The organism is Nocardia sp. 2TAF39 (assembly GCF_052114905.1).
Taxonomy (GTDB): Bacteria; Actinomycetota; Actinomycetes; order Mycobacteriales; family Mycobacteriaceae; genus Nocardia.
This window is the reverse complement of record NZ_JBFRFQ010000065.1, coordinates 1-22,329: the sequence shown is the minus strand read 5'-3', so window position 1 is coordinate 22,329 and position 22,329 is coordinate 1. Positions and strand designations below refer to the sequence as shown.

Here is a 22,329-nt window from a genome sequence, read left to right as displayed (position 1 = left end):
GCTCAGTGCGGACGGGCCGCGGATCCCATTCGGTCGGACGCGCTACTGCTGTAGAACGGACAGGACGTTGCCCGCGGGGTCGGTGAACCAGGCGATCAGGGGACCACCGCCGCGGTGGATGCCTTTCTCGTCCGGTTCGGCGAATTCGTAACGTTCGAAGCACACATTGCGGCGGATCAGCTCGTCAACAGCCGCCTCGATGTCGGGGATCAGGAAGTTCAATATCGTGAATGTGGCGGGGGTGTGGTCCAGTTTCGGGTACACCGGCACCGTGCCCCCGCCGCCGAGGTGAAGATGGAGCATCCTGCCGACATCCTCTCAGATGCTTCAGTTGTTGACCGACGTGTTGGCCACAGGCCGGTACAGCTCGTGAAAACTATCCCTGACCTGCGACCTTACCTGCGGAGACGGACGGATTTGAACCCCCGGTCGCTCTCGCGGCGCTCGCTTTCAAGGCGGAAGTCAGTGGTGCGGCCGGGTCCGCGCGACTCCAGATTCGGCCGGTTCCTGCGGAAACGCGTGCGTGTAAGTTCGGTGCCGTCCGGCTGAGTCCAACCGCGTTGTGACAACGGTCCTGCCCTTGTACGCCGTGAGTGATCGGTCGTAGCCTCGATAATGGAGCACACCGGCGAACGCATCCGGTACTGGCGTCGTCGACGCGGCGGTATCAGTCAAAGGATGTTGGCTGACCGTTCGGGAGTCTCGCAGGGCTATATCTCGCTGATCGAGAGCGGACAGCGTGCACTCGATCGCCGAGCCACGCAGGTAGCGATTGCGCAAGCACTGAATATCACCGTGTCGCAACTACTCGGGCAGCCCGGCGACCCCACTGACCCAGCCAAGGCAGCCGCTACAGCCGTCGTGCCTGACATCAGGTCCGCATGCATCGAGATGTCGGTTGGTGAACGGCGCAAGCCCGATCGGCCTCGAGACGCCGTAGTTGAGGCCGTGAGGCGTTCGTCGTTCCTGCGCAACGCTGCGGATTACGCGGGCCTCGCGCCCGGAATGGCTGATCTTCTACGGGACGCCTTCTATTACCAGGGTCCGGAATTTGTCGAGGCAACGTTCAACGCCCGTTTCCTGGTCAAGGGCATCGGCTATCCCGACCTCGCTGCAACTATCGCCGGGATGGGCATGCAGCTTGCTCACGATCTCGATTCGCCGCAATGGATCGGCCTTGCCGAGATTTCCAGACTGAATGCGATGCCGCCGGAGAACGCCGAACTGGCGGGCCGACTCGCGAAACGTACTGCGAGCGACCTGCAATCGACGCTTACCAGCATCGATGTGCGGCAGGCGTACGGAAATCTGCTGTGCCGCGGTGCACTCGCCAGCGCGGTATCCGGAGATGCGGGCGCCGCGGCCGACTTTCTGAATGAAGCATTCGCGGAAGCGCGGTCCCTCGGTGAGTCCGAAGATGGTGGATTCGGACTGCTCTGGTTCGGTCCAACAAGTACTGCCATATGGCAGGTGTCGGTCGCAGCAGAACTAGGTGACAGTGACGAAGCCGTCAGCGTGGCTCGTCGAATTGATCCGAGCCCGGTTCAGGCACCCAATAGGGTTGTGTACTACTGGACCGATTACGGGCACGCACTCACGGCTACCGGAGATGACGCTGGGGCTGTTCGGGCCTTCTCCGAAGCGGAAATGGTTGACCCTCAACGTGTTCGGATGGACCCGATGGTTCTCGACTCGGTTTCCGCGCTGATACGTCGCGCCCGGCGTCGAGCGGTCGGGGGTCACATTCAGTCGCTGGCGCACAGTCTCGGCCTTGATCCCTTGACGGTATAACACCTTATAATTCTTCCGCCCCCTTGCGCGGGTCACGCTCTTGGCAGGCCCCAACGCCGGGTGAACCCTGAACCCGTTACCTTTTTTGTGGGCCCTGAACCGGGCCTACGGTCGCCAGGCCCGGTATGACTTCGTCGTCCCGCTCCACCGCGACCACCTCGACGCCGCATGGGGATTCGCCAACCCGGACGCAGCCACCATCGCACACAGCAGATGCCAGGCAGGCGAGTGCGCCACCTCACCGCCGCCGTGATCAAGATCCGCAACCGGGGGTGGACCTAGAACGTCCCGGCAACCGTGGGGATATCCGAGATAGAACCGAGCAAGGAGACGCCCCGCCGATCGGCGGGGCGTCCATTTCGCCGCGCCCACAAGGTCAGTCCGTGGCGGCGATCAACGCTCCCGTGGGGTACGGGAGCCGGGAAGTAATGGAGGGAATGATGATTCACAACCTGATGACGGTAGCTGCCCTCAGCGCCACACTACTCAGCGGACAGACGCTCACCACACCGGTCGCGCAGGCCGGGCCATCCACCTCTGGCAAAGCTTGCGGCTTCGCCTTCAACAAGGAGCCGTACCTGCTGCACGAGGCCGTCGTCGTAGGCGGAACAGTGACATGCACGTCCGCCCCTCTTCAGTTCCGGCTCGAGTTGCAGCTATGGCATCGGTCGGGCACCAGCAACCCTCGGCCGAAGGGTGATCCCGCCATTGTCACGCAGATCCCCAACCCGAGCGTCCACGTCGCCGCGATGGCGCTGGACTGTGTACCCGGCATGTGGCAGGGCAAGATCGTCATGCGGGCCACCTGGGACACCGGGACAGATGAGGTCCGCAAGGAGACCGCGGCCGCCATCATCCCGTGCTAGGTTGACCTCGATGGATGTGGTCTTTGTCAGTAGCGGCCCTGCCACATGGTCGAGCCGATGGTTCCGGCTGCGCTTCAACCTCTACCACCGGTTTCGGCGTGCCTCCCGCGAGCCCGGCTACACCAGGGAGCTCCAGTGGAATTCTCGCCGCGAATACGGCGGCTGGGTCATTCGTCCATCCATCGGATGGCGTCGGATCCGATGGATAACCCCACCCCTGCACTACACGCGCGCCATCCCCGCTGACGACATGTACGCCGTCGGCAGTTGGATGTTGGAGAAAATGGAGAAGTAGACCGGTATACAGCGAATCCCGCCCCGCCTCCGTTGATTTGGAGGCGGGGTGCGTTATTTGTCGGACAGGCCGACCGACGCAGGTCACGGCGTCAGCCCCTTTCGGCATGTGTTCTCGTCGGCATCGAGCACAAGTAGATCGTTGGAGTCGCCCGCCGGCCACCGCTCGGGGTGGTCGACGGGCAGCTCGTAGCGGGAGAATCGGTACGGCCGCCCCGCCTCGAGCTGTTCGACGGGTTTGGACAGCTCCGCCCACATGATCGGCTCGTACGCGTACAGGTCGCGTAGATCCCGGGCCACGGTCCGGCAGGTACCCGCGGAGTACACCGTCCCTGGTCTGCCTGCTTGAAACTCCCGCTGTCACTGTGTCTTGTACCGCCGGACGGGGCATTGATCTCCGGATCGGCACGCGGACCGTAGCGGGCGTCCTGCTAGGTGTTCCACTTCTGGTATGGCCAGATCTCGTGCCCTGGATCCCACCACAGCGCATAGAAGTCGGGGCCAGTGTCAGAGAGGAACCCATACAGTCGTTCCTGGCCACTGATCCGCAGTCGAGCTATCTCGGTCTGGTCGTCGTACTCGAGTTCGACGAGCCGTGCCCGAGCATTCGGTTCGGAATGCTCGCGACGGAATAGACCTTCCCTTCTTGACTGCCCGGAGCGAACACTGTTGCGCGCCGCATGGACTCCAGGGACCGTAACCGGCGCAGCAACTTGACGAAGTGGGCTGGCGTGATCGTGGTCAAGCACCATGGCCCGCCTACGTCGATGAGGCCTGGCCGTACCCGGAGATTGTCGTCGCTGGCTGGACAAGTCGCGCCATCTCAGGCATCTGCGCATCGAACTGACAGACCTCCTGCGCTATATGGGCTACGAGTAAGGCGCGGAGCAGATTCAAGCTACGCGTGAGCAATTGGATATGGCGACCAGGTACGCCAAAGAAATCGCAACTCTCGAAGAAGAGATGAAACACAAAGGTGGGAATGTGCGCGATGACGAAACCTAAGAGACAACAGCTTCCACCGCAGATCGAGAAGATCACGCTCAAGAGCGGCGCTGTCCGCTACGAAGTGTGCGCCGAGGTAGGGACCGACGAGACCGGGAGGAGGCGACAGACCCGCAAACGGTACAACACCGAGAAGGAAGCGCGCGACGCGCTGGCTGCGGTGAATCATGCTGTCGCGCAAGGCACTTACGTTGCCCGCTCCACAGTCACCTCGAGCAGGCTTGCGCCGAGTGGCTCGCAGGCAAACGAGTCGGTAAGTCGACCCGGGCGGCGTCCACGCACGCACTCCAGCCGGTCCGCGACCGATTCGGCACGATGCCGATACAACAGCTGTCGAAAGCAGATCTCGACAATCTGGTGACCGACCTGCAAGACGGCGAGTTCTACTACGCGCACAGACGTGCCTGCCAGCATGGGCGGCGGCGACCATCAATCCGATGTTGCGGCTCACCGGGAATGTACTGGAATCTCAGCGTGCGCAAGGATTCCTGACGCGCAATGTCGCAGCCTTGGTAGACCGCGTTCCGAATGACCGGCGCGAGATGGACACATACACACCGGACGAAGTGCGGAAGGTGGTCGCCGCCGCGGACAAGCATCGAATCGGCCACGCCTGGCACCTAGCCCTGTCCGGGCTTCGGCGCGGCGAAATCGCCGGACTCCGCTGGTCCGATGTCGACCTCATCAAGGGCACATTGACGATCGTCAATACGCGGATCCAGGTCGACGGCGAAATCATCGAGAAGGAAACCAAGACGGCGAAATCGCGGCGCACGCTGCCGCTCACGCCAGTGATCACCGAGGCGTTGAAGCGTGCCAGCGTTCGGCAGGCCGCGGAACGACTGGCGCTCGGCGAAAGCTACGGCGAGGGCGCCTACGTCGTGTGTGACGAAGCAGGCGAATCCTTGCACCCGGACAAGCTGTCGCGCAGCTGGCATGTGGTGTGTGACGCCGCGGGCGTGCAGTCGATCCGGTTGCACGACGCCCGGCACACCTGTGGCACGTTGATGCACCTACAGGGCGTCCCGATTGCCACCGTGTCGGCATGGCTTGGGCACTGTGACGCCGCGTTCACGCTGCGTACGTACGCGCACAACCAGGCGGATGCGCTGACGGCTGCGGCGCAGACTTTGAATGCGGTTGTGACAGGCCGTGACACCACGCCGAGTGTTCGAACTGTTCGAACAGGGTCAACCCGGCGCAAATCCACCGGGTGACCTGCCCAAACCTGAGCGGAGACGGAGGGATTTGAACCCCCGGTCGCTCTCGCGACGCTCGCTTTCAAGGCGAGTGCATTCGGCCGCTCTGCCACGTCTCCAGGCCCCCGATCGTAGCGGACGGTTCAGCCGGGCCGCGTTCCGATTTCCTCGTCGACGCGTCCGAAGACATCGGCTATCACCTCGAGCTGGGCCGGACTGAGCAAATCGATGAAGTCGCGGCGAACGGCGTCGACATGGCCGGGGGCGGCGGATTCCAGCCGGCGCAGGCCCTCGTCGGTGAGTTCGGCGAGAACGCCGCGGCCATCCTCGAGGCAGGTGCTGCGGCGCACCAAGTGCTGGGCCTCGAGGCGCCGGATCTGATGGGTCAGCCTGCTACGCGAAGACAACACACCGTCTGCCAGCTCGCTCATCCGGAGCGAGTGGCCAGGGGCCTCCGAGAGCAGGACCAGGATCCGGTATTCGGCGACGCTCAGGTCGCTGTCTCGCTGCAGCTGCCGGTTCAATGCCGTCATCAGTCGCATGTGGCCGTCCATGTACGCCCGCCATGCGCGCTGCTGCGCAGGCGTGAGCCATCGCGGTTCGGCCACCACACGAACGCTTGGTTCGGGATGCACGGTCGTCATTCTATGCCCGGCGAACTGCGGGAATCGCGAATAACGCAGGTCAGCGCACAGTGGAGACGAGCGAGCGGCTCACCGCGGCGATGTCGGCACATCCGGAGAGGCCGAGCACCGAGTCGAAATCGGCGAGCAGCGACCGCAGCGCGTGTCGCATGCCCGCGGCGCCCGCGACGCCGAGCCCGTAGGCCCACGGCCGCCCGTACAGCACCGCCTTGGCGCCCAGCGCCAGCGCGACGATCACGTCGGAGCCGGTGCGCACGCCCGAATCGAACAGCACGTCGGCACGGTCGCCGACGCTGGCGACCACCGCGGGCAAGGCGTCCAGCGCGGCGATCGACCCGTCCACCTGCCGGCCGCCGTGGTTGCTCACCACCACCGCGTCAGCGCCCGCGTCGACCACCTGGCGCGCGTCGTCGGGGTGCAGGATGCCCTTCACCGCTATCGGCAGATCGGTCCACCCGCGCAGGTGTGCGAGGTCGGCATGCCGCAGTGTGTGGTTGCCGAACAGTCCCACCCAGGTGAGGATCGCCACCCGCATGGCCTCCTCGCTCTCCTCCGGCGGCGAAGGCAGCTTGGCGCGGAACACCGGATCGGACAGGTAATTGGCGATGCCCTTGCCGTGCAGGAACGGCAGGTGCGCCAGCTCCAGGTCGCGCGGACGCCAGCCGAGGGTCGGGGTGTCGACGGTGACCACGATCGCCTTCGCACCCGCGCGCTCGGCTCGCCGGACGAACGAACGGGCCAGGTCGTCGTCCGCGGGCCAGTACAGCTGATACCACCACGCTCCGGCCGCCGCACCGACGTCTTCGATGGTCGATGAGGCCGCCGTGGACAGCACCGTGCCGATACCCAGTTCTTTGGTCACCTCGGCGGCGATCACCTCGCCGCCCTCGTGCAGCAGCTCCAGGACACCGATCGGCGCGGTGAGCACCGGAGCGGCCAGCCGCGTCCCGAGCACCTCCACCGACAGATCGCGTGCGCCCGGCCCGGTGGTGCCGCGCAGCATCCGCGGCAGGATTCGGTATCGATCGAAGGCGGACCGGTTGGCCGCTGCGGTGCGTTCGGCCGACGCGCTGCCCGCCACATACGCGAACGCCGCGGGGTCCAGCCGCTCCCGCGCGTGTTGCTCCAAACCCGCGGCGGTCATGGGCAATTCGGGCGTCGCGCCACCGAGGCCGCCGAGGTAGATCTCGTTCTGAAAATCGATGAAACCGCCGCTCACCACCCGAACGGTAGTCCCTGGCGGCGGTAGCCGCAGCCTGCTCGCCAGATTGCGTTTCACCTGATGTTCCCGCCCTGCGGCAAACCGGCCGACCGCTGTTCGCCCGCCGAGCAGGGGTCCGCGCGCAGCCGCCCCGGACAGCCGGAGCACTATGACACGGTGCGTGCTATCAACCTGACCGGCTTCGGCGGACCAGAGGTGATGCAGTGGGCCGAGGCCGCGGATCCGACGCCCGGGCCCGGCGAGGTGCTGATCGAGGTGGCTGCGGCCGGCGTCAACCGCGCCGACCTGCTGCAGCGCCGAGGCCACTACCCGTCCCCTCCGGGCGCCAGCGAGATCATCGGCCTCGAATGTTCCGGAGTCATCGCCGAACTCGGCGACGACGTGCGCGATTGGCAGGTCGGCGACCGGGTATGCGCGCTGCTGTCCGGCGGCGGCTACGCCGAACGGGTCGTGGTCCCCGTGACGCAGGTGCTTCCGGTTCCGGACAGCCTCGACCTCGGCGCGGCGGCCGGGCTGCCCGAGGTCGCGGCCACTGTGTGGTCGAACCTGGTGATGACCGCAGGGCTGCGCGCGAACCAGCTGGTGTTGATCCACGGTGGCGGCAGTGGAGTGGGCACACACGCCATCCAGGTGGCCAGGGCGCTGGGCGCACGCGTCGCGGTGACCGCAGGTTCGGCCGAGAAACTGGCGCGCTGCGCGGAACTCGGGGCGAGCGTGCTGATCAACTACCGAGAGGACGATTTCGTCTCGGCGGTGCGCGCGGAGGAGTCCGGCGTGGGTGGCGCCGGCGCCGACATCATCCTCGACAACATGGGCGCGGCCTACTTGGCGCGCAATGTCGACGCGCTGGCCGAACACGGACAGTTGATCGTGATCGGCATGCAGGGCGGAGTCAGTGCGGAGCTGAATCTCGCTGCGCTGCTGCGGAAGTGGGGCACCGTCTACGCAACGAACGTGCGCGCGAGGCCCGCGACCGGTGTAGGCGGCAAGGCCGCGATCGTCGCGGAACTGAACCGGCAGCTATGGCCGTTGATCGCCGCCGGTACCGTCGTCCCGGTCATCGACGCCGAGCTGCCGATCGACGAAGCGGCCGAAGCGCATCGGCTACTGGACTCCGGCGAAGTGTTCGGCAAAGTGGTGCTACGGGTGAAAGAGCTCTGAGCGCTGCGAGTTCCGCCGATCACTCCAGCGCCACGAGCGCTCTGCCGAGCTGATCGATCTCGAACCTGGTGGTGTAAGGCGCGAGGCCGATGGTCACCGCACCGCCCTCGTCGTTGACACCCAGCGCGTCGAGCAGCCTGCTGCCGCCGTGCACCCCGCTCAGCGTGCCGATCCGGTTGTCGGCCAGCTTGGCGGCGACCTTCTCGGCCTGCATGCCCGCGAGGGTGAAACTGACGGTGGGAATTCGGGTGGAAGCGCGACCGATCACCGTGAGGTTCGGGATCCTGTCCAGCACGTCCATCAGGTGCTCGAACAGTTGGTCGTGGTAGTCCTGTAGCGAGGTGATCGACATTTCCAGGCGCTCGCGCCTGGTGCCGTGCGCGCGGTCGTCGAGCCCGGCGAGAAAGTCGATCGAGGTGGTGAGCCCGGCGAGCAGCGCATACTGGTGCCCGCCCACCTCGAGTCGCTCGGCGCCCTTGGCATAGGGGTTCAACGACATCGAGGGAATCCGGTCCAGAAACGCGGGGTCACGAAATACGAGTGCGCCGATCTGCGGACCGCCCCATGCCGGTGCGCTCAGCGCGACCACGTCGGCGTTCAGTTCCTCGATGTCGATCAGCGCGTAGGGCGCCGCGCCGAACGCATCGGCCACCAGCAGGCCGCCCACCTCGTGCACCCGGTCCGCGGCCACCCGGACGGCGGGTGCGGAGCCGACGATCGGCGAGGCTGCGGTCAGCGCCACCAATCGCGCGGTGGGCCCGATCAGCTCCTCGAACTGCCAGGACGGCATCTCGCAGGTCTCGATCTCCACCTCGGCCCAGCGCACGTGCGCGCCGTAGCGGTTGGCGATGCGCAGCCACGGCGCGACGTTGGCCTCGTCGTCCAACCTGGACAGCACGATGCCGGTGCCGAGCCCGAGCCGCGAGCTGAGCGATTCGGCGAGCCAGGCCAACAAGACCGCCCGGTCGGGGCCGAGCACGACGCCCGCCGGATCGCCGCCGACCAGGTCCGCCACCGCCTCGCGGGCCGCGTCCAGAATCGCCGCGCTACGCACAGCGGCGCCGTGGCGCCCGATATGCGAGAATGACGAAGTTCGGAAACCTGTTGAGACGGCACGAGATACGGCATCCGGAACCAACATGCCCGCTTGCGGGTCGAGATGGATCCAACCGTCGCCCAGGGACGGTATCAGGCCCCGAACCCTCGCGACGTCGTATGTCATGTTGGCCACTCTAAGGGCAGCGGGCGAGCCTGTGTAACCGCGTTCCCCTCCGCATTCCGGTGGGAGCACAGTGACCTGGGCCTCAGCATGGCAACCGACTTTCGACAAATCCGAACCACACGACCCGGACAGGATAGAACGCCATCGCCGCGCCGCGAGGCGGACCGGGCAACCCTGGCCGACGACCGGTGCCGGGAGCACCCGCTTAGCGCGTTCGGAGCGAACACGACATGATAGGGGGCATGACGCACTCGGATGAGGCACCGGACCACATCGTCGTTGTCGGACCGGACGGCAGACCGTTGGTCCTCCCAGCGGAGGCCGGATCGGGGGCGCCCTTCACCGCTCAGGTGGTGACCGATGACGACAAGAAAGACGACTCGGACGGCAGTGATGATTCCGGCGAATCGCTCGCCGACATGGTCGAGCAGCCCGCGAAGGTCATGCGGATCGGCACCATGATCAAGCAGCTGCTCGAGGAGGTGCGCGCGGCTCCGCTCGACGACGCCAGTCGCAGCCGGCTCAAGGAGATCCACAAGTCCTCGGTGCGCGAGCTGGAACAGGGTCTCGCCCCTGAGCTGCGCGAGGAGCTCGAGCGGCTCACGCTGCCGTTCACCGATGACGCCGTCCCGACCGACGCCGAGCTGCGGATCGCGCAGGCGCAGCTGGTCGGCTGGCTGGAGGGCCTGTTCCACGGCATCCAGACCGCACTGTTCGCACAGCAGATGGCCGCACGGGCACAGCTCGAGCAGATGCGCCAAGGTGCGCTGCCGCCCGGCCTCCACGCCGCCGACCCGCGCGGCGGACACGGCAATCATGTCACCGGCGGTTCCGGTCAGTACCTCTGACACCACCCGACCCACGTGTGCCACGCGGGTCGACGGGAAGCCGCAAGGGTAGTGTCGCACCGTGCCCGCCGCTGCCGCTCGCCCCGACTCGGTATCCGAACCGAGTGCGGTGCGTCCTGAAGAGAGCTCAGTTGGTTCCGATGACCAAGCGTTTTCAGATGACAGCTCACCGACCCCATCGACCGAGCACGCGGTGCGTTCCGGCGACGACTCGACGCGGGAGGATCCGGTGAGCGCGGCCACACCGGAGGTGGAGTCCGCGGCCGCCGGCGCAACCGCGGCGAAGATCGTGTCGGACTCCCAGACGTTCCGGCGTGCGTTCCAGGACTTCGCGAGCGGATTCGCCCAGCGCGAGCTGTGGTTGTCACTCGGCTGGCAGGACATCAAGCAGCGCTACCGGCGCTCGGTGCTCGGGCCGTTCTGGATCACCATCGCCACCGGCCTGCAGGCCACGGCGATGGGCATTCTGTACGCGGCGCTGCTCGGCCAGCCGCTGCGGGAGTATCTGCCGTATGTGACGGTCGGGCTCATCATCTGGAACGTCATCAGCGCGAGCATTCTGGAGGGCTCGGAGGTCTTCATCGCCAACGAGGGCCTGATCAAACAGCTGCCCTCGGCGCTGAGCGTGCACGTGTATCGGCTGGTGTGGCGGCAGCTGCTGTTCTTCGGGCACAACATGGTCATCTATCTGGTGATGCTGGCGGCCTTCGGCGTCTGGAAGAACCTGGGCTGGTCGAGCCTCCTCGCGATTCCGGCCATGGTGTTGCTGTTCCTGAATTCCATGTGGGTGTCGATCGTGTTCGGCATTTTCAGCACCCGCTACCGCGATATCGCGCCCATTCTCGGCAGCACCACCCTGATGCTGTTCGTGCTGACCCCGGTGATGTGGACGACCAAGACCCTGCAATCGCAGATGGGCACTGGCGACCGCGCCCGGTTGGCCGAACTCGTTCCGACGTTCCACTATCTCGAAATCGTCCGGGCCCCGCTGCTCGGCGAACCGCAGGAACTGCGGCACTGGGTGGTCGTCGGCGCGATCACACTGGTGGGCTGGATCGTGGCGATCTTCGCCATGAAGCAGTACCGTTCGCGCGTGCCGTACTGGGTATAGGAGCGCCCCGATGAGTCGTGTGAGTATCGAAACCCAGCAGGCGTGGGTCGAATTCCCGATCTTCGACGCCAAATCGCGGTCGTTGAAGAAAGCGTTCCTCGGCAAGGCAGGCGGCGCGATCGGGCGCAACCAGTCCGACGTCGTCGTGGTCGAGGCGTTGCGCGACATCAACCTTTCGCTCCGAGAGGGCGACCGGATCGGCCTGGTCGGGCACAACGGCGCGGGCAAATCGACGCTGCTGCGGCTGCTCTCGGGCATCTACGAACCCTCGCGCGGCAGTGCGCGCATCCGCGGCAGGGTGGCGCCGGTATTCGATCTCGGTGTCGGCATGGACCCGGAGATCTCTGGTTACGAGAACATCATCATCCGCGGCCTTTTCCTCGGGCAGACGCGCAAGCAGATGCTGTCGAAGATCGATGAGATCGCCGATTTCACCGAACTCGGAGAATATCTGTCCATGCCGCTGCGCACCTATTCCACCGGCATGCGGGTTCGCCTCGCGATGGGTGTGGTGACCTCGATCGATCCGGAGATCCTTCTGCTCGACGAGGGGATCGGCGCAGTGGATGCCGAGTTCATGAAGAAGGCCAGAATCCGGTTGCAGTCCTTGGTCGCGCGATCGGGCATTCTGGTTTTTGCCAGCCATTCCAATGAATTTCTCGCGCAACTGTGCGATTCCGCGCTGTGGATCGATCACGGGCAGATTCGATTGCGTGGCGGTATCGAAGAAGTGGTGCGAGCGTATGAAGGTCCGGACGCGGGGAATCACGTCGCGACCGTGCTGCGCGAAATGGAAGCCGAACGGGCCATCGGAACCGAGCGAGAACTGGAGCGAAATCAGGCATGAGTGAGCCGACCGGGCAGGACACCCCGATCGACGCAGGGGCGCAGGCCCGGGTCGGCTCCGAGCCGGAGGGCTCCGGCGCCGCGGCGGGCGAGGACGGCGGCGCGAACACGCAGGACGCCGGTGCGGCGCCCGATACCGGGCCAGGCGCCCGCATCGTGGCCGTCGTCGTCACGCACAAGCGCCGCGAGCTGCTCGCCGAGTCACTGAAAGTCGTTGCGTCCCAGTCGCGGCCGGTGAACCACCTGATCGTGATCGACAACGGCAACGAACCGGAGGTCGCCGATCTGGTGCGCGACCAGCCGGTCGAATCCACCTACCTCGGCTCGGCGCACAACCTCGGCGGCGCGGGCGGATTCGCGCTCGGCATGCTGCACGCGCTGAGCATCGGCGCGGACTGGGTGTGGCTCGCCGACGACGACGGCAGGCCCGAAGGCGCGGACGTGTTGTCCACTCTGCTGGACTGCGCGGACCGGCACGGGCTCGTCGAGGTGTCACCCGTGGTCTGCGACATCGACGAACCCGACCGCCTCGCGTTTCCGCTGCGCCGGGGCGTGGTCTGGCGGCGGCTGCGCTCCGAACTCGGCGACGAGGATTTCCTGCCCGGCATCGCCTCCCTGTTCAACGGCGCGCTGATCTCGGCGAAGGCTGTTGACGTGATCGGCGTTCCCGACCTGCGCCTGTTCGTCCGCGGCGACGAGGTCGAGGTGCATCGCCGCCTGGTTCGCTCCGGCGTCCCCTTCGGCACCTGCCTGCAGACGGCGTACCTGCACCCCAACGGCGCGGCCGAGTTCAAGCCGATCCTCGGCGGCCGCATGCACACCCAGTACCCGGACGATCCGGTGAAGCGCTACTTCACCTACCGCAACCGCGGCTATCTGATGTCCCAGCCCGGCATGCGCAAACTCCTCCCCCAGGAATGGATCCGCTTCGCCTGGTTCTTCCTCGTCACCCGCCGCGACCCCGCCGGCCTGCGCGAATGGTTCCATCTACGCTCCCTCGGCCGCCACGAACAATTCGGCAAACCCGACTGACAGTGCCCGCGGCACGTACCCGATTCCCTCCTCACACCAATTGAGCGGCGTGCGAGAAATTAATCGAGGGTGCGAGAACTTCGGAGGGCGCCGGTGCCGCTCGACGACACGGTCGCACTGATCGGGCCCTCCGGTGCTGGGAAGTTCACCCTTGGCAACGCGCTGCTCGGCGCGGAGGTGTTCGCCACCAACGCAGTCCGTGCAGCGAACAAGAAGGGCAGGCACACCACAGTGCATCGGGAGCTGCGTCCACTGCCCGGCAGTGGGACGCTGATCGATACATTCGGCTGCGCGGCGTCGAGCTGTGGGGTGCTCCCCAAGGGATCGAGAAGACCTTCAGCGATATCGAATCCCTTGCCGCACAACGCCGTTTCGGCGATTGCGCGCACCGCGGCGAACCGGGGTGCGCGGTGCTGGAGGCGGTCGAGACCGGTGCGCTGACCAGCTCCGACTCGCCAGTCACCACCAAACCCGCGGGAGAACGGGTGGATCCAAGCGTGCACCGATAAGCGGCTGAAGGCCGAACGCGAAAAGCCTGGCAGGGCAGCACGAAGCAGCAGCGCAGACTGAACAAGGAGCGGAACTCGCGGCGTTGATTCCGTCGGCGCACGGTAGGGTCGGCTCGCACTGTTCGCTATATGGGAGGGATACATGAGTCACCCCGGCGGGTACCCGCCTCATGGCCAGCAACCCGGGCAATGGCCTGGACAGCCGGCGTTCGGTCAGCAGCCGCCCGTCGGCCAGTACCCGCCCCCACAGGTGCCCGCGCAGTACGCGCCGCCCGCGGGGCAGAATCCGAGCCAACCGCATCTCGTACAGCCCGCGGTGGGGCAGCCCCCGTATGGGCAGCCCGTGCCGCAATACGGCCAGCCCCAGCAGGCCGGCCAGCCCCAGCAGTTCGGGCAGCCGCAACCGTTCGGGCAGCCGCAACCGTTCGGGCAGCCGCAACCGTTCGCGCCGCAGCAGGCCTATGGCCAGCCCGCCGATCCGCCGGGCATCACGATCGATGCCTCGTACTCCGGCTGGGCGTTCCTGCTCGCGCTGACCAAACCGAAGATCCTGGTCAACGGGCAGCGGGTGCCGAACACCCGCTGGGGCGCGAACCATATTCCGGTCGGCCCGGGCCAGTACCACGTCCGGGTCGCCACGCCGTGGCTGTTCGACATGGGTCCGGCCACCGTGACAGTGCCGATGGCCGAGGGCCAGGCCACGCGGTTCTATTACAAGGCACCCGTGGTGATCTTCCTCAATGGCGCGATCGGCCCGGTGCCCCAGAAGGCGCCCGGCATGGTGTTCCTGTACATCAGCTGGGCGCTGGCCGTGCTGATCATCCTGTTGAACATCCTGACGCTGGCGACGCTCTAGCGCGAAAGGGCACCGAAACCCGGTGCCCTTTCTTACCACCCACTATGCAACTGATTGCATATTACCGGGGTTTACGCTTAATGTGCACAGCGCCGACAGCTGCGGGCATCCCACCCGCGGCAGACACGAAGGAGCAGGTCACATGACAGAACCGGGTTCCAAGCCGCTCGCTGGCCGGACAATGATCATGTCCGGCGGCAGCCGTGGCATCGGGCTGGAGATCGCCAAGCGGGCCGCGGCCGACGGCGCGAACATCACCCTGATCGCCAAGACCGACCAGCCGCACCCCAAGCTTCCCGGCACCATCCACACCGCCGCCGCGGAACTGACGGCAGCGGGCGGTCGGGTGCTGCCATTCGTCGGCGACGTCCGCATCGACGAGTCGGTGGCGGAGGCCGTGCGGCAGACGGTCGAGCGGTTCGGCGGCATCGACATCGTGGTGAACAACGCCTCCGCGATCGACCTGTCCCCCACCGACGCGCTTCCGATGAAGAAGTACGACCTCATGCAGGACATCAACTGCCGAGGCAGCTTCTTGCTCTCCAAGCTGAGCATCCCGCACCTGCGCGAATCGGCGAAGGCCGGGCGCAACCCGCACATCCTCACCCTCTCCCCGCCGCTGAACCTGGACCCGAAGTGGGCGGGCGCGGCGCTGGGCTACACCATCGCAAAGTACGGGATGTCGCTGACCACGCTCGGGCTCGCCGAGGAGCTGAAGGGCAACGGCATCGGCGTCAACTCGCTGTGGCCGCGCACCACCATCGCGACGGCCGCGGTCAAGAATCTGCTCGGCGGCGAGGAAATGGTATCCACCTCGCGCACCCCCGACATCTACGCCGACGCCGCCTACCTCGTGCTCACCTCGCCGGCCGAGGAGACCAGCGGCAACTTCTTCATCGACGACGAAGTCCTCGCCGCCCACGGCATCACCGACTTGGACAAGTACCGCGTCACCCCCGGCACCGGCGAACTCACCACCGACCTGTTCTTGCCCGCATCTCCGCGTATTTAGGCCGTACCGGTCAGGCACCCTAAAGCAGCGTTCAGGGCCTTGACCAGTTTGGAGTACCCGGCGAGCTACCCATGTGCACACCCGCCTCGCCACGTTTCTTGCCGGACGTGCGGCTACCAGAAGAACGGCGGAGCCGATTACCAACCCGACAATCGATCTCGCACGTACATGGGTAACTCGCCGGGTACGCCCAGAACACAATCGGCACCCAGCGCAGGACCTGAACGCAAATCCCGCGCCACCCGACTAGTACGGCCTAAAGATCCGGAGAGGCGGAACTGCCGTACAACCGCTCCCAGTTGGCGCGGCTGGTGAGTTCCGGCACGGCGGCACGGTACTGCGCCTGCACTGTGGGCAGTTCGCGGCGCAGGCGGCGCAGCACGCGCAAGGTGCGGCGCAGCAGCTGACGGGCGCGGGCCTTGTCGCGCCTGCGCACCCGCACCCCGGACTGCGAGGCATCGGTGACCACGACGTGGTCGAACAGCGAGACGTGCCACCAATAGGCGTCTTCCCTGGTGACGCCGATGACACCGTGCTGGGTCCGGCCGAACCACTGGTTCAGTGCACGCTTGATCAGCACCAGCGTCACACGGCTTGGTTCCCCACCGGCACGGCGCAATTGGATGTCGGCCGAGCGCACCGGCGGCGTCGCGGCCGGGTGCTTGATCGTCTCGCCGTACTCACCCCGGCTGGTGCGGGCGGCGGCCAGCGCCGCGACACCGCCGTCGCGCAACACCTCGGGCCCACGCAGAAAGTCCTCGATGCCCTGCAGCGTGGTGTGCACCAGGCCGTATTGCATGGCGACCAGATGTTCGGCCAGCTCACGGAACAGCTTGTGGCTGATCGCCTTCGCGTCCAGATCCGCGTGCAGCGAACCGACGATCAACGAGTTACGCGTGCTGAAGTAGCGTGCCCAGTCGTCGTAGTCCTTCCAATAGAAGTCCGCGTGCCACACCGCGGCGTTGGGCAGCGTGACGGTGACGAAACCGTTCTCGCGCGCCCGGATGCCGTATTCCACGTCGTCCCATTGGAAGAAGATCGGGACCGGAAGACCGATCTTCGCGACCACCTCGGCCGGGATGAGGCAGGTCCACCAGGCGTTGTAGCCCGCGTCTACGCGGCGCTCCTGGTTCTTCTTCAACATGCTGGTATTGCGCAGCGCCTTCGGCACCTTCTGTCCGTGCCGCAGCCGGTGCAGGTGTACTTCCTCGGCGCCGACGTTGAGGTAGTCGGGGTTGAGCAGAAACAGCATCTGCGCGCCGACCAGAGTCGGCTCCACCGTCATGTTGGCGAAGGCGTTGAGCCGCAAAACCGTTTCCGGCTCGCAGAGAATGTCATCGTCCATCAGGATGACGTCGGCGTGCTCGTTGGCCGCGGACACCTCGTACAGACCACGGGTGAAGCCGCCCGCGCCACCGAGATTCGGCTGGCGAATGTAGCGCAGCTTGTCACCGAAGACCGGTGCGACCTCCTGGTAGCGCGGCCGGTTCTCGACCAGATCGGTGCCCTGGTCGACGACGTACACCGCGTCGATGGCCGCGAGCACGGTCGGGTCGGAGGAGAGCGCGGCGACGGTCTCGGCGCAGTCCTCGGCGCGGTTGAAGGTGCAAATGGCGATGGCGACCGGCCGCACACGCTCCGGCGCCACCGTGCTCCAGGTCAGCTCCGCGATGCCGAGCTCGCCGCCGACGGCGTCGAACTCCAGCCACAGCGCGCCGCCGTCGACATACTGATCGAGCGGCGCGGTCAGCGTCAACGTACCGCCGTCGTTCACGTGTGCGCTGTCGATGATCCTGCGGTGCCCCGCGATGTCGGAGGCGACCACCCGGACCGCGGCCTTCTTCGCGACCTCGAGCACCATAGTGGCCCGTACCTCGGTGACCGTGGTCCAGCGCTGCCAATAGCTGGCGGCGAACCGGCCGAAGTAGGTATTGGTGTGCGCGGTCGCGCCCTTGTCCAGTCTCAGCGTCTGGCGTTCCCGACGCGCGCCACCCTTGACGACGGCATAGAGCTCGTCGCTCACCTTGGCCGACGGACCGGTGAAGATGCCGCGCTGCAGCACCAGCAGATCCGGTGCCCGATGGTCGGCGCGCAGCGAAGCAGGCGCGTCAACAGCCGTCGAGCGATCGTTTGTTTCGGTAACGGCTTGGGTAGCCGACTGATCCATGAAATCCTCGAAATTCTCATTGTGCCGGACGGGACAGATACGCCCCTGGATTGCCGTTCACGGCGGGGGTGAGGATATCAACCGGCCCGGTAACGTGCCTGCTTCGGAACAGGGCGGCCGTATCGCCACACCATTGCTAGTCGTTCGCCGAAGCGTTGACCGCGACGCTGTCGCCAGCCTTGCTCGACCCTGTGAAGACGAATGTGTCATAAGCCCAGTAGCGGAACACAACTGCCACGATCTGCCCGATCAGCGTGCCGGAGATATTGTCCGACAGCGGGCTCGACAAGTCGAGTACGTAGCGGGAGAAACCGAGACAGCCCAGTTGCAGAGCGATCGCGACGACGTTGAACACCGCGTATAAAAGGTATTCGCGACCAGGGTTGTCGGTTTGCTTGTGTGCGAAGGTCCACCACTTGTTGCCGAAGTAGGTGACCACTGTGGCCACCACGATCGCGATGATCTTCGCGGGCAGCGGGTAGTGGTAGAGGACGCCCGCTCCACCCCAGAACACCAAGAGGTTGTAGGTCCCCGCGTCGACGAGGAACCCGATCGCGCCGACCACCAGGAAGGCCCCGCCCTGCCGCAGCGCGGTGAGCACCTTCCGGACGATCGACCCCGGCTCCTGCGTCACAGACTCGCCTGCGGGTGCGGTGGACTCACTGGTTGGCACGGCCCGACGCTACCGCAGGCCACGGCGAACGGGCGGCGAGTGCGAATTCGTCAGTCGGCACGGTGAGGTCGGCCACGCGTTCTCTGTGAGATCCCTGTACCCTCCCGGTGTTCCCAAATTCACCACCGATCGCGAGGATTGACCCGGGTGGACTCCACCGAGCTTCGTATTGCCGCCGTGGTTCCCTGCCACAACGAAGAGGCTTCGGTCGCCAAGGTCGTCGCCGACCTGCAGGCCGCCGTGCCGGGAATCAGCGTCTACGTCTACGACAATCTGAGCACGGACAAGACCGCCGAGCGGGCCCGTGCGGCCGGAGCGATCGTTCGACACGAGCACACCAAAGGCAAGGGCAACGTAGTGCGCCGCGCCTTCGCCGATATCGAAGCCGACGTCTACCTGATGATCGACGGCGACGACACCTACGAGGCGTCGGCCGCGCCGCTGATGATCAAGACACTGCTCGACGGCCCCTACGACCACGTGCTGGGCGTGCGCAGGCAGGACGAGGGCGCCTCGGCCTACCGTGCGGGCCACGAGACCGGCAACAAGGTGCTCAACGGCGTAGTCGGCAAGGTGTTCGGGGAGAACGTCGAAGACATGCTGTCCGGCTTCCGGGTGTTCTCTCGCCGGTTCGTGAAGAGCTTCCCCGCGGTCTCCCGCGAGTTCGAGATCGAGACCGAGCTGACCGTGCACTCGCTGCACCTGCGGGTGCCGCGGACGGCGGTGCCGGTCGGCTTCCGCGATCGTCCCGCGGGCAGCGCGAGCAAGCTGCGCACGTACCACGACGGATTCAAGATCCTCGCGTTGATCATCGGGCTGGCCAGGCACGAACGGCCGGTCGCGTTCTACGGCCTGTTCGGGACGCTGAGCTGGCTGGTCTCGATCGTCCTCACCATCCCGATCGTCGTCGAGTTCTACAACACCCACGAGGTACCGCGCTTCCCCACGCTGTTCCTCGGCTTCACCCTGCTGTTGCTGGGCAGCCTTGCGTGGACCGCGGGCCTGATCCTGGACGGCATCCGCCGCTCACGGCATGAGACCGCGCGTCTGACCTACCTGCGATATGCGGCGGTGAGCGCGGACGGCGCACCCGCCGACGACAACGGCGGTGACGCCCGTGACGGTGGAGCCGGGCGTTGACGACATCGGCGGATCGGACCGCGGCACAGACCTCGGACACCGCACCGCTGCCCACAGTGGCCACCGCGCCGCTGCCCGCCGCTGACCTCGATGGTGCGGCCAGGGCTACCGCTGACCAGCCCGCGAGCGGCGCGATCATAGGTTTCGCGCGCCGGATCGGGACACGCCTCGGCGCCGCGACGGTCGCCTTCACCGTGCTCGCCGCGATCTTCGGCGCGCTGTTCAGCGTCCTCACCCCGTCGTTCTGGGGTCATGACGAGATCACCCAGTTCGGCCGCGCCTACCAGGTCGCGCACGGCGGGTTCGGCCCGCAGCGGATTCACGACGAACGCGGCATCTCCTATGGCGGCGACGTCCCATCCAGCATCAGCAAGCTGATGGGCTACGCGATGAAGGACTACACGACCAACCCGGACGAGCCCGATCCGATGGTGGAGAATCCCGGCGGCTACGAGCAGCTGGAGAGCACACCGGTCTCGGACGCCACCGAACCGGTCTGGTTCACCAACACCGCCGCATACTCGCCTGTCCCCTACGTGCCGGCCGCGATCGGCATCCGGCTCGCCGAGCTGTTCGGGCTCGACGTAGGCGGCCTCGTCCTGCTCACTCGGCTCGCCGGGCTGGCGGCCTACCTCGCGGTGGTCGGCTTCGGCCTGTTCGCGCTGCGTGCGCACCGGGTGCAGTGGCTCGCGTTCACCGTCGCCGTGCTGCCGATCGCGGTGTTCCAGGCGGGTACGGTCACCGCCGACACCATGACCAACGCGCTGGCCATCCTGGTCTCCGCGCTGCTGGTGAAGTCCCTGTTCCTCGGCGAGCGACTCGGCCGGGTGGAGATCGGCGCGCTGCTGACGGCGACGATCCTGCTTCCGGTGAGCAAGCCGACCTACGTGCTGCTCGCGATGCTCGTCGTGCTGGTGCCCGCCGACCGGTTCGGGTTCACCGGCTGGCGGCGCGGTATCCCGTGGGCCTTCGCCGCGGCGGGCGCGCTCGCCTTCGCGGTGTGGATGAAGATTGCCGCGCCGACCGGCGACGGCATGGGGCTGATGCGGCCGCAGCACCAGTGGCACTCGGTTCGCACCGGTGACCAGCTGAGCGGTATCCTGCGCCACCCGCTGGATTTCGTCCACGTGTTCGGTGAGAGCATCGCGCTGCGCGACGAGCGCTGGTTCAGCCAGTTCTTCGGCGAACTCGGCTTTGCCTACGTCGACGTTCCAGCCGTGGCGATGCTGGCCTGCCTGCTCGCGTTCGCGGTGAGCGTCGGCGTCGCCGACCGGATGAACGCTGCCAATTTCCGGCGCACGCTGATCGTGGCGCTCACCATGGCGGCGAGCGTGGCGATGATCTACGTGACGCTCTACATGTCGTTCACGCCGGTCGGCTACTACATCATCGACGGCGTGCAGGGCCGCTACTTCGTGCCCTTGGCGATCGTCGGGCTCGCGGTGCTGCTGCGCTGGATGCCTTTGCGGCTCACCGACACCGCCGGGAAGACGCCAACGGTAGGCCCGGCTGTCACCGTGGTCGCGGCGTCGACCGTGGCGCTGATCGCGGCCGCGGCGAAGTACTACACCGTCGTCTGGGGCTGACCCACAGCGGAATCCGAGCGTGCCACCGCGCCCGCGCTCGAGGCAGTCCAGTGCTGCGCTTATCGCCCTGCTCGATCGTCGTCTCGTTGTACCCCTGCTCGCGGAACAGCCGGAACCCCTCCAGGTGAATCTCCGGCGGGTTCACTCCTTCTTCCGCTCACGATCCCGCCGGCGAGGGACGAAGTTCGCGCCGATGGATCCGGCACCACCGCCGCCGAGCAATCGCACCGACATGACTCGACGTGGGGATCTCACGCCGGCGACGGACTCGGACAGCGAGGCCGCAAGCGTAGACCGGAGTTGCATTGTGATCTGAGTCACATTGCGATAGAAGTGGTCGATGTCGCTCGTTGCGAAAAACCGGGGCAGCGTAGGCGTTTCGCCGATTACGCGTGACCACAAGAATCAACAGCGAACATATTTAAAAAAGGTCACGATCTGGTCACTACGCGTTAGCTGGTCTAGATTTTGCTGGTCCAGTCCCCTCCGAACGCTTCACATCGAGGTTCGAAACAAATGCTGATGAGGAAATTCGCCGCGACGTCGGCACTGCTGATCGCCGCCCTCGGCGTCACCGCAGGCACCGTCAACGCGGCCCCGGCCACCGAGGCCGACAACGACGCGGTGAACTTCACCGCGCACAACACCGACACCCAGTCCATCATCACGACCGATGCCGGTTCCATGGTCGTCGAGGACGGCGTCTTCGAAGTCAAGGCCGCCAACGGTAACGTGCTCACCGGCGTGCCGCTGACCTTCCGGGTGGACGACTTCGAGTTCCCAGTCGCTGCCGATATCGCGGACCACACCGCCACCCTGACCCCACAGTTCGACATGGAGCACGCGATCTACAAGCCGGTCGCCCTTCCCTTCGAGGACAAGGCTCCGTGGAAGACCGAATACGACCGTGAACAGGCCGCCTGGAACCGCATGAAGGACACCATCGCGACCGGTGCCACCATCGGCACCATGGTCGGCGGCCTCGGCGGCGGCGCTGTCGGCTGCGTCCTCGGTGGCATCGCCGGCGCGACCGTCGCCGCGGCGACCATCGTCGGCCTGTTCGGCGCGTTCATCCCGGCCGCCGCCATCGGCTGCCTCGGCGGCATCATCGCCGTCGGCGCCCTCGGCACCCTCGCCGGCCAACT

The 22,329-nt window shown here is 66.2% G+C and carries 23 protein-coding genes and 1 tRNA gene; 16 read left to right on the top strand and 8 right to left on the bottom strand.

The window, feature by feature from the left end; genetic code table 11:
• Positions 1 to 42 precede the first annotated feature (42 nt).
• Complete coding sequence (locus AB4Z47_RS28200; RefSeq protein ID WP_441955321.1) at positions 43 to 303, bottom strand: VOC family protein; 261 nt, start codon at positions 301 to 303, stop codon at positions 43 to 45.
• A 312-nt stretch (positions 304 to 615) separates the two neighbouring features.
• Here AB4Z47_RS28200 and AB4Z47_RS28195 point away from each other — a divergent pair, with 312 nt between their 5' ends.
• The 3 genes from AB4Z47_RS28195 (at position 616) to AB4Z47_RS28185 (ending at position 2,952) form a co-directional block, all read left to right on the top strand.
• Positions 616 to 1,791, top strand: coding sequence for a helix-turn-helix domain-containing protein (locus tag AB4Z47_RS28195; protein WP_441955319.1), 1,176 nt, complete (start codon positions 616 to 618; stop codon positions 1,789 to 1,791).
• 440 nt (positions 1,792 to 2,231) lie between these two features.
• Complete coding sequence (locus tag AB4Z47_RS28190; protein ID WP_441955317.1) at positions 2,232 to 2,657, top strand: hypothetical protein; 426 nt, start codon at positions 2,232 to 2,234, stop codon at positions 2,655 to 2,657.
• 10 nt (positions 2,658 to 2,667) lie between these two features.
• Positions 2,668 to 2,952, top strand: coding sequence for a hypothetical protein (locus AB4Z47_RS28185; RefSeq protein WP_441955316.1), 285 nt, complete (start codon positions 2,668 to 2,670; stop codon positions 2,950 to 2,952).
• Positions 2,953 to 3,035: 83 nt separating this feature from the next.
• Here the strand turns inward: AB4Z47_RS28185 and AB4Z47_RS28180 are convergent, their stop codons facing one another.
• Complete coding sequence (locus tag AB4Z47_RS28180; protein WP_441955314.1) at positions 3,036 to 3,278, bottom strand: hypothetical protein; 243 nt, start codon at positions 3,276 to 3,278, stop codon at positions 3,036 to 3,038.
• Positions 3,279 to 3,933: 655 nt separating this feature from the next.
• Between AB4Z47_RS28180 and AB4Z47_RS28175 the strand changes: the two genes are divergently transcribed.
• The gene (locus AB4Z47_RS28175; RefSeq protein ID WP_441955312.1) at positions 3,934 to 4,317 is read left to right on the top strand and encodes an Arm DNA-binding domain-containing protein; all 384 of its coding nucleotides are present in this window, start codon (positions 3,934 to 3,936) and stop codon (positions 4,315 to 4,317) included.
• A gap of 181 nt (positions 4,318 to 4,498) precedes the next feature.
• Positions 4,499 to 5,173 (top strand): site-specific integrase, encoded by a 675-nt coding sequence (locus AB4Z47_RS28170; RefSeq protein WP_441955310.1) that lies wholly within the window; start codon positions 4,499 to 4,501, stop codon positions 5,171 to 5,173.
• Between the two features lie 16 nt (positions 5,174 to 5,189).
• Here AB4Z47_RS28170 and AB4Z47_RS28165 read toward each other — a convergent pair.
• The 3 genes from AB4Z47_RS28165 to AB4Z47_RS28155 form a co-directional block, all read right to left on the bottom strand.
• Positions 5,190 to 5,274: transfer RNA gene (locus tag AB4Z47_RS28165), tRNA-Ser, on the bottom strand.
• A 24-nt stretch (positions 5,275 to 5,298) separates the two neighbouring features.
• Complete coding sequence (locus AB4Z47_RS28160) at positions 5,299 to 5,799, bottom strand: MarR family winged helix-turn-helix transcriptional regulator (protein WP_441955308.1); 501 nt, start codon at positions 5,797 to 5,799, stop codon at positions 5,299 to 5,301.
• A 40-nt stretch (positions 5,800 to 5,839) separates the two neighbouring features.
• Complete coding sequence (locus AB4Z47_RS28155) at positions 5,840 to 7,078, bottom strand: lactate 2-monooxygenase (protein ID WP_441955306.1); 1,239 nt, start codon at positions 7,076 to 7,078, stop codon at positions 5,840 to 5,842.
• A gap of 99 nt (positions 7,079 to 7,177) precedes the next feature.
• Between AB4Z47_RS28155 and AB4Z47_RS28150 the strand changes: the two genes are divergently transcribed.
• Positions 7,178 to 8,182, top strand: coding sequence for an NAD(P)H-quinone oxidoreductase (locus AB4Z47_RS28150; protein ID WP_441955304.1), 1,005 nt, complete (start codon positions 7,178 to 7,180; stop codon positions 8,180 to 8,182).
• A 19-nt stretch (positions 8,183 to 8,201) separates the two neighbouring features.
• On the opposite strand, the gene AB4Z47_RS28145 is transcribed toward AB4Z47_RS28150, so the two are convergent.
• Positions 8,202 to 9,404 (bottom strand): cysteine desulfurase-like protein, encoded by a 1,203-nt coding sequence (locus tag AB4Z47_RS28145; RefSeq protein ID WP_441955302.1) that lies wholly within the window; start codon positions 9,402 to 9,404, stop codon positions 8,202 to 8,204.
• Positions 9,405 to 9,646: 242 nt separating this feature from the next.
• Between AB4Z47_RS28145 and AB4Z47_RS28140 the strand changes: the two genes are divergently transcribed.
• The 7 genes from AB4Z47_RS28140 (at position 9,647) to AB4Z47_RS28110 (ending at position 15,618) form a co-directional block, all read left to right on the top strand.
• On the top strand, positions 9,647 to 10,252 hold the full coding sequence (locus AB4Z47_RS28140; protein ID WP_441955300.1) for a bacterial proteasome activator family protein: 606 nt from the start codon (positions 9,647 to 9,649) through the stop codon (positions 10,250 to 10,252).
• Between the two features lie 229 nt (positions 10,253 to 10,481).
• The gene (gene wzm / locus AB4Z47_RS28135) at positions 10,482 to 11,363 is read left to right on the top strand and encodes a galactan export ABC transporter permease subunit Wzm/RfbD (protein WP_441955298.1); all 882 of its coding nucleotides are present in this window, start codon (positions 10,482 to 10,484) and stop codon (positions 11,361 to 11,363) included.
• A gap of 10 nt (positions 11,364 to 11,373) precedes the next feature.
• Positions 11,374 to 12,210, top strand: a complete 837-nt coding sequence (wzt, locus tag AB4Z47_RS28130) for a galactan export ABC transporter ATP-binding subunit Wzt/RfbE (RefSeq protein WP_441955296.1) — start codon at positions 11,374 to 11,376, stop codon at positions 12,208 to 12,210.
• A complete protein-coding gene (gene glfT1 / locus AB4Z47_RS28125; RefSeq protein ID WP_441955294.1) occupies positions 12,207 to 13,241 on the top strand; it encodes a galactofuranosyltransferase GlfT1 in 1,035 nt (344 codons plus the stop codon). Before wzt ends, glfT1 begins: the two co-directional genes overlap by 4 nt.
• Positions 13,242 to 13,334: 93 nt before the next feature.
• Positions 13,335 to 13,682 carry a GTPase RsgA gene (gene rsgA / locus AB4Z47_RS28120; protein WP_441955292.1) on the top strand — a complete coding sequence of 116 codons (348 nt, stop codon included), beginning with the start codon at positions 13,335 to 13,337 and terminating at the stop codon, positions 13,680 to 13,682.
• Between the two features lie 210 nt (positions 13,683 to 13,892).
• Positions 13,893 to 14,606, top strand: a complete 714-nt coding sequence (locus AB4Z47_RS28115) for a hypothetical protein (protein ID WP_441955290.1) — start codon at positions 13,893 to 13,895, stop codon at positions 14,604 to 14,606.
• Between the two features lie 142 nt (positions 14,607 to 14,748).
• On the top strand, positions 14,749 to 15,618 hold the full coding sequence (locus tag AB4Z47_RS28110) for an SDR family oxidoreductase (RefSeq protein WP_441955288.1): 870 nt from the start codon (positions 14,749 to 14,751) through the stop codon (positions 15,616 to 15,618).
• A 256-nt stretch (positions 15,619 to 15,874) separates the two neighbouring features.
• On the opposite strand, the gene AB4Z47_RS28105 is transcribed toward AB4Z47_RS28110, so the two are convergent.
• Both AB4Z47_RS28105 and AB4Z47_RS28100 read right to left on the bottom strand, forming a co-directional pair.
• Complete coding sequence (locus tag AB4Z47_RS28105) at positions 15,875 to 17,785, bottom strand: glycosyltransferase (protein WP_441955286.1); 1,911 nt, start codon at positions 17,783 to 17,785, stop codon at positions 15,875 to 15,877.
• 136 nt (positions 17,786 to 17,921) lie between these two features.
• On the bottom strand, positions 17,922 to 18,458 hold the full coding sequence (locus AB4Z47_RS28100; protein WP_441955284.1) for a GtrA family protein: 537 nt from the start codon (positions 18,456 to 18,458) through the stop codon (positions 17,922 to 17,924).
• Positions 18,459 to 18,605: 147 nt separating this feature from the next.
• Between AB4Z47_RS28100 and AB4Z47_RS28095 the strand changes: the two genes are divergently transcribed.
• From AB4Z47_RS28095 to AB4Z47_RS28085, 3 genes are all read left to right on the top strand, one after another.
• Positions 18,606 to 19,598 carry a glycosyltransferase gene (locus tag AB4Z47_RS28095; protein ID WP_441955282.1) on the top strand — a complete coding sequence of 331 codons (993 nt, stop codon included), beginning with the start codon at positions 18,606 to 18,608 and terminating at the stop codon, positions 19,596 to 19,598.
• Positions 19,595 to 21,184, top strand: a complete 1,590-nt coding sequence (locus AB4Z47_RS28090; protein WP_441955281.1) for a DUF2142 domain-containing protein — start codon at positions 19,595 to 19,597, stop codon at positions 21,182 to 21,184. The genes AB4Z47_RS28095 and AB4Z47_RS28090 overlap by 4 nt, the downstream gene beginning before the upstream one ends.
• A gap of 516 nt (positions 21,185 to 21,700) precedes the next feature.
• The coding region (locus AB4Z47_RS28085; protein WP_441955279.1) for a hypothetical protein at positions 21,701 to 22,329 on the top strand (629 nt) is incomplete at its 3' end.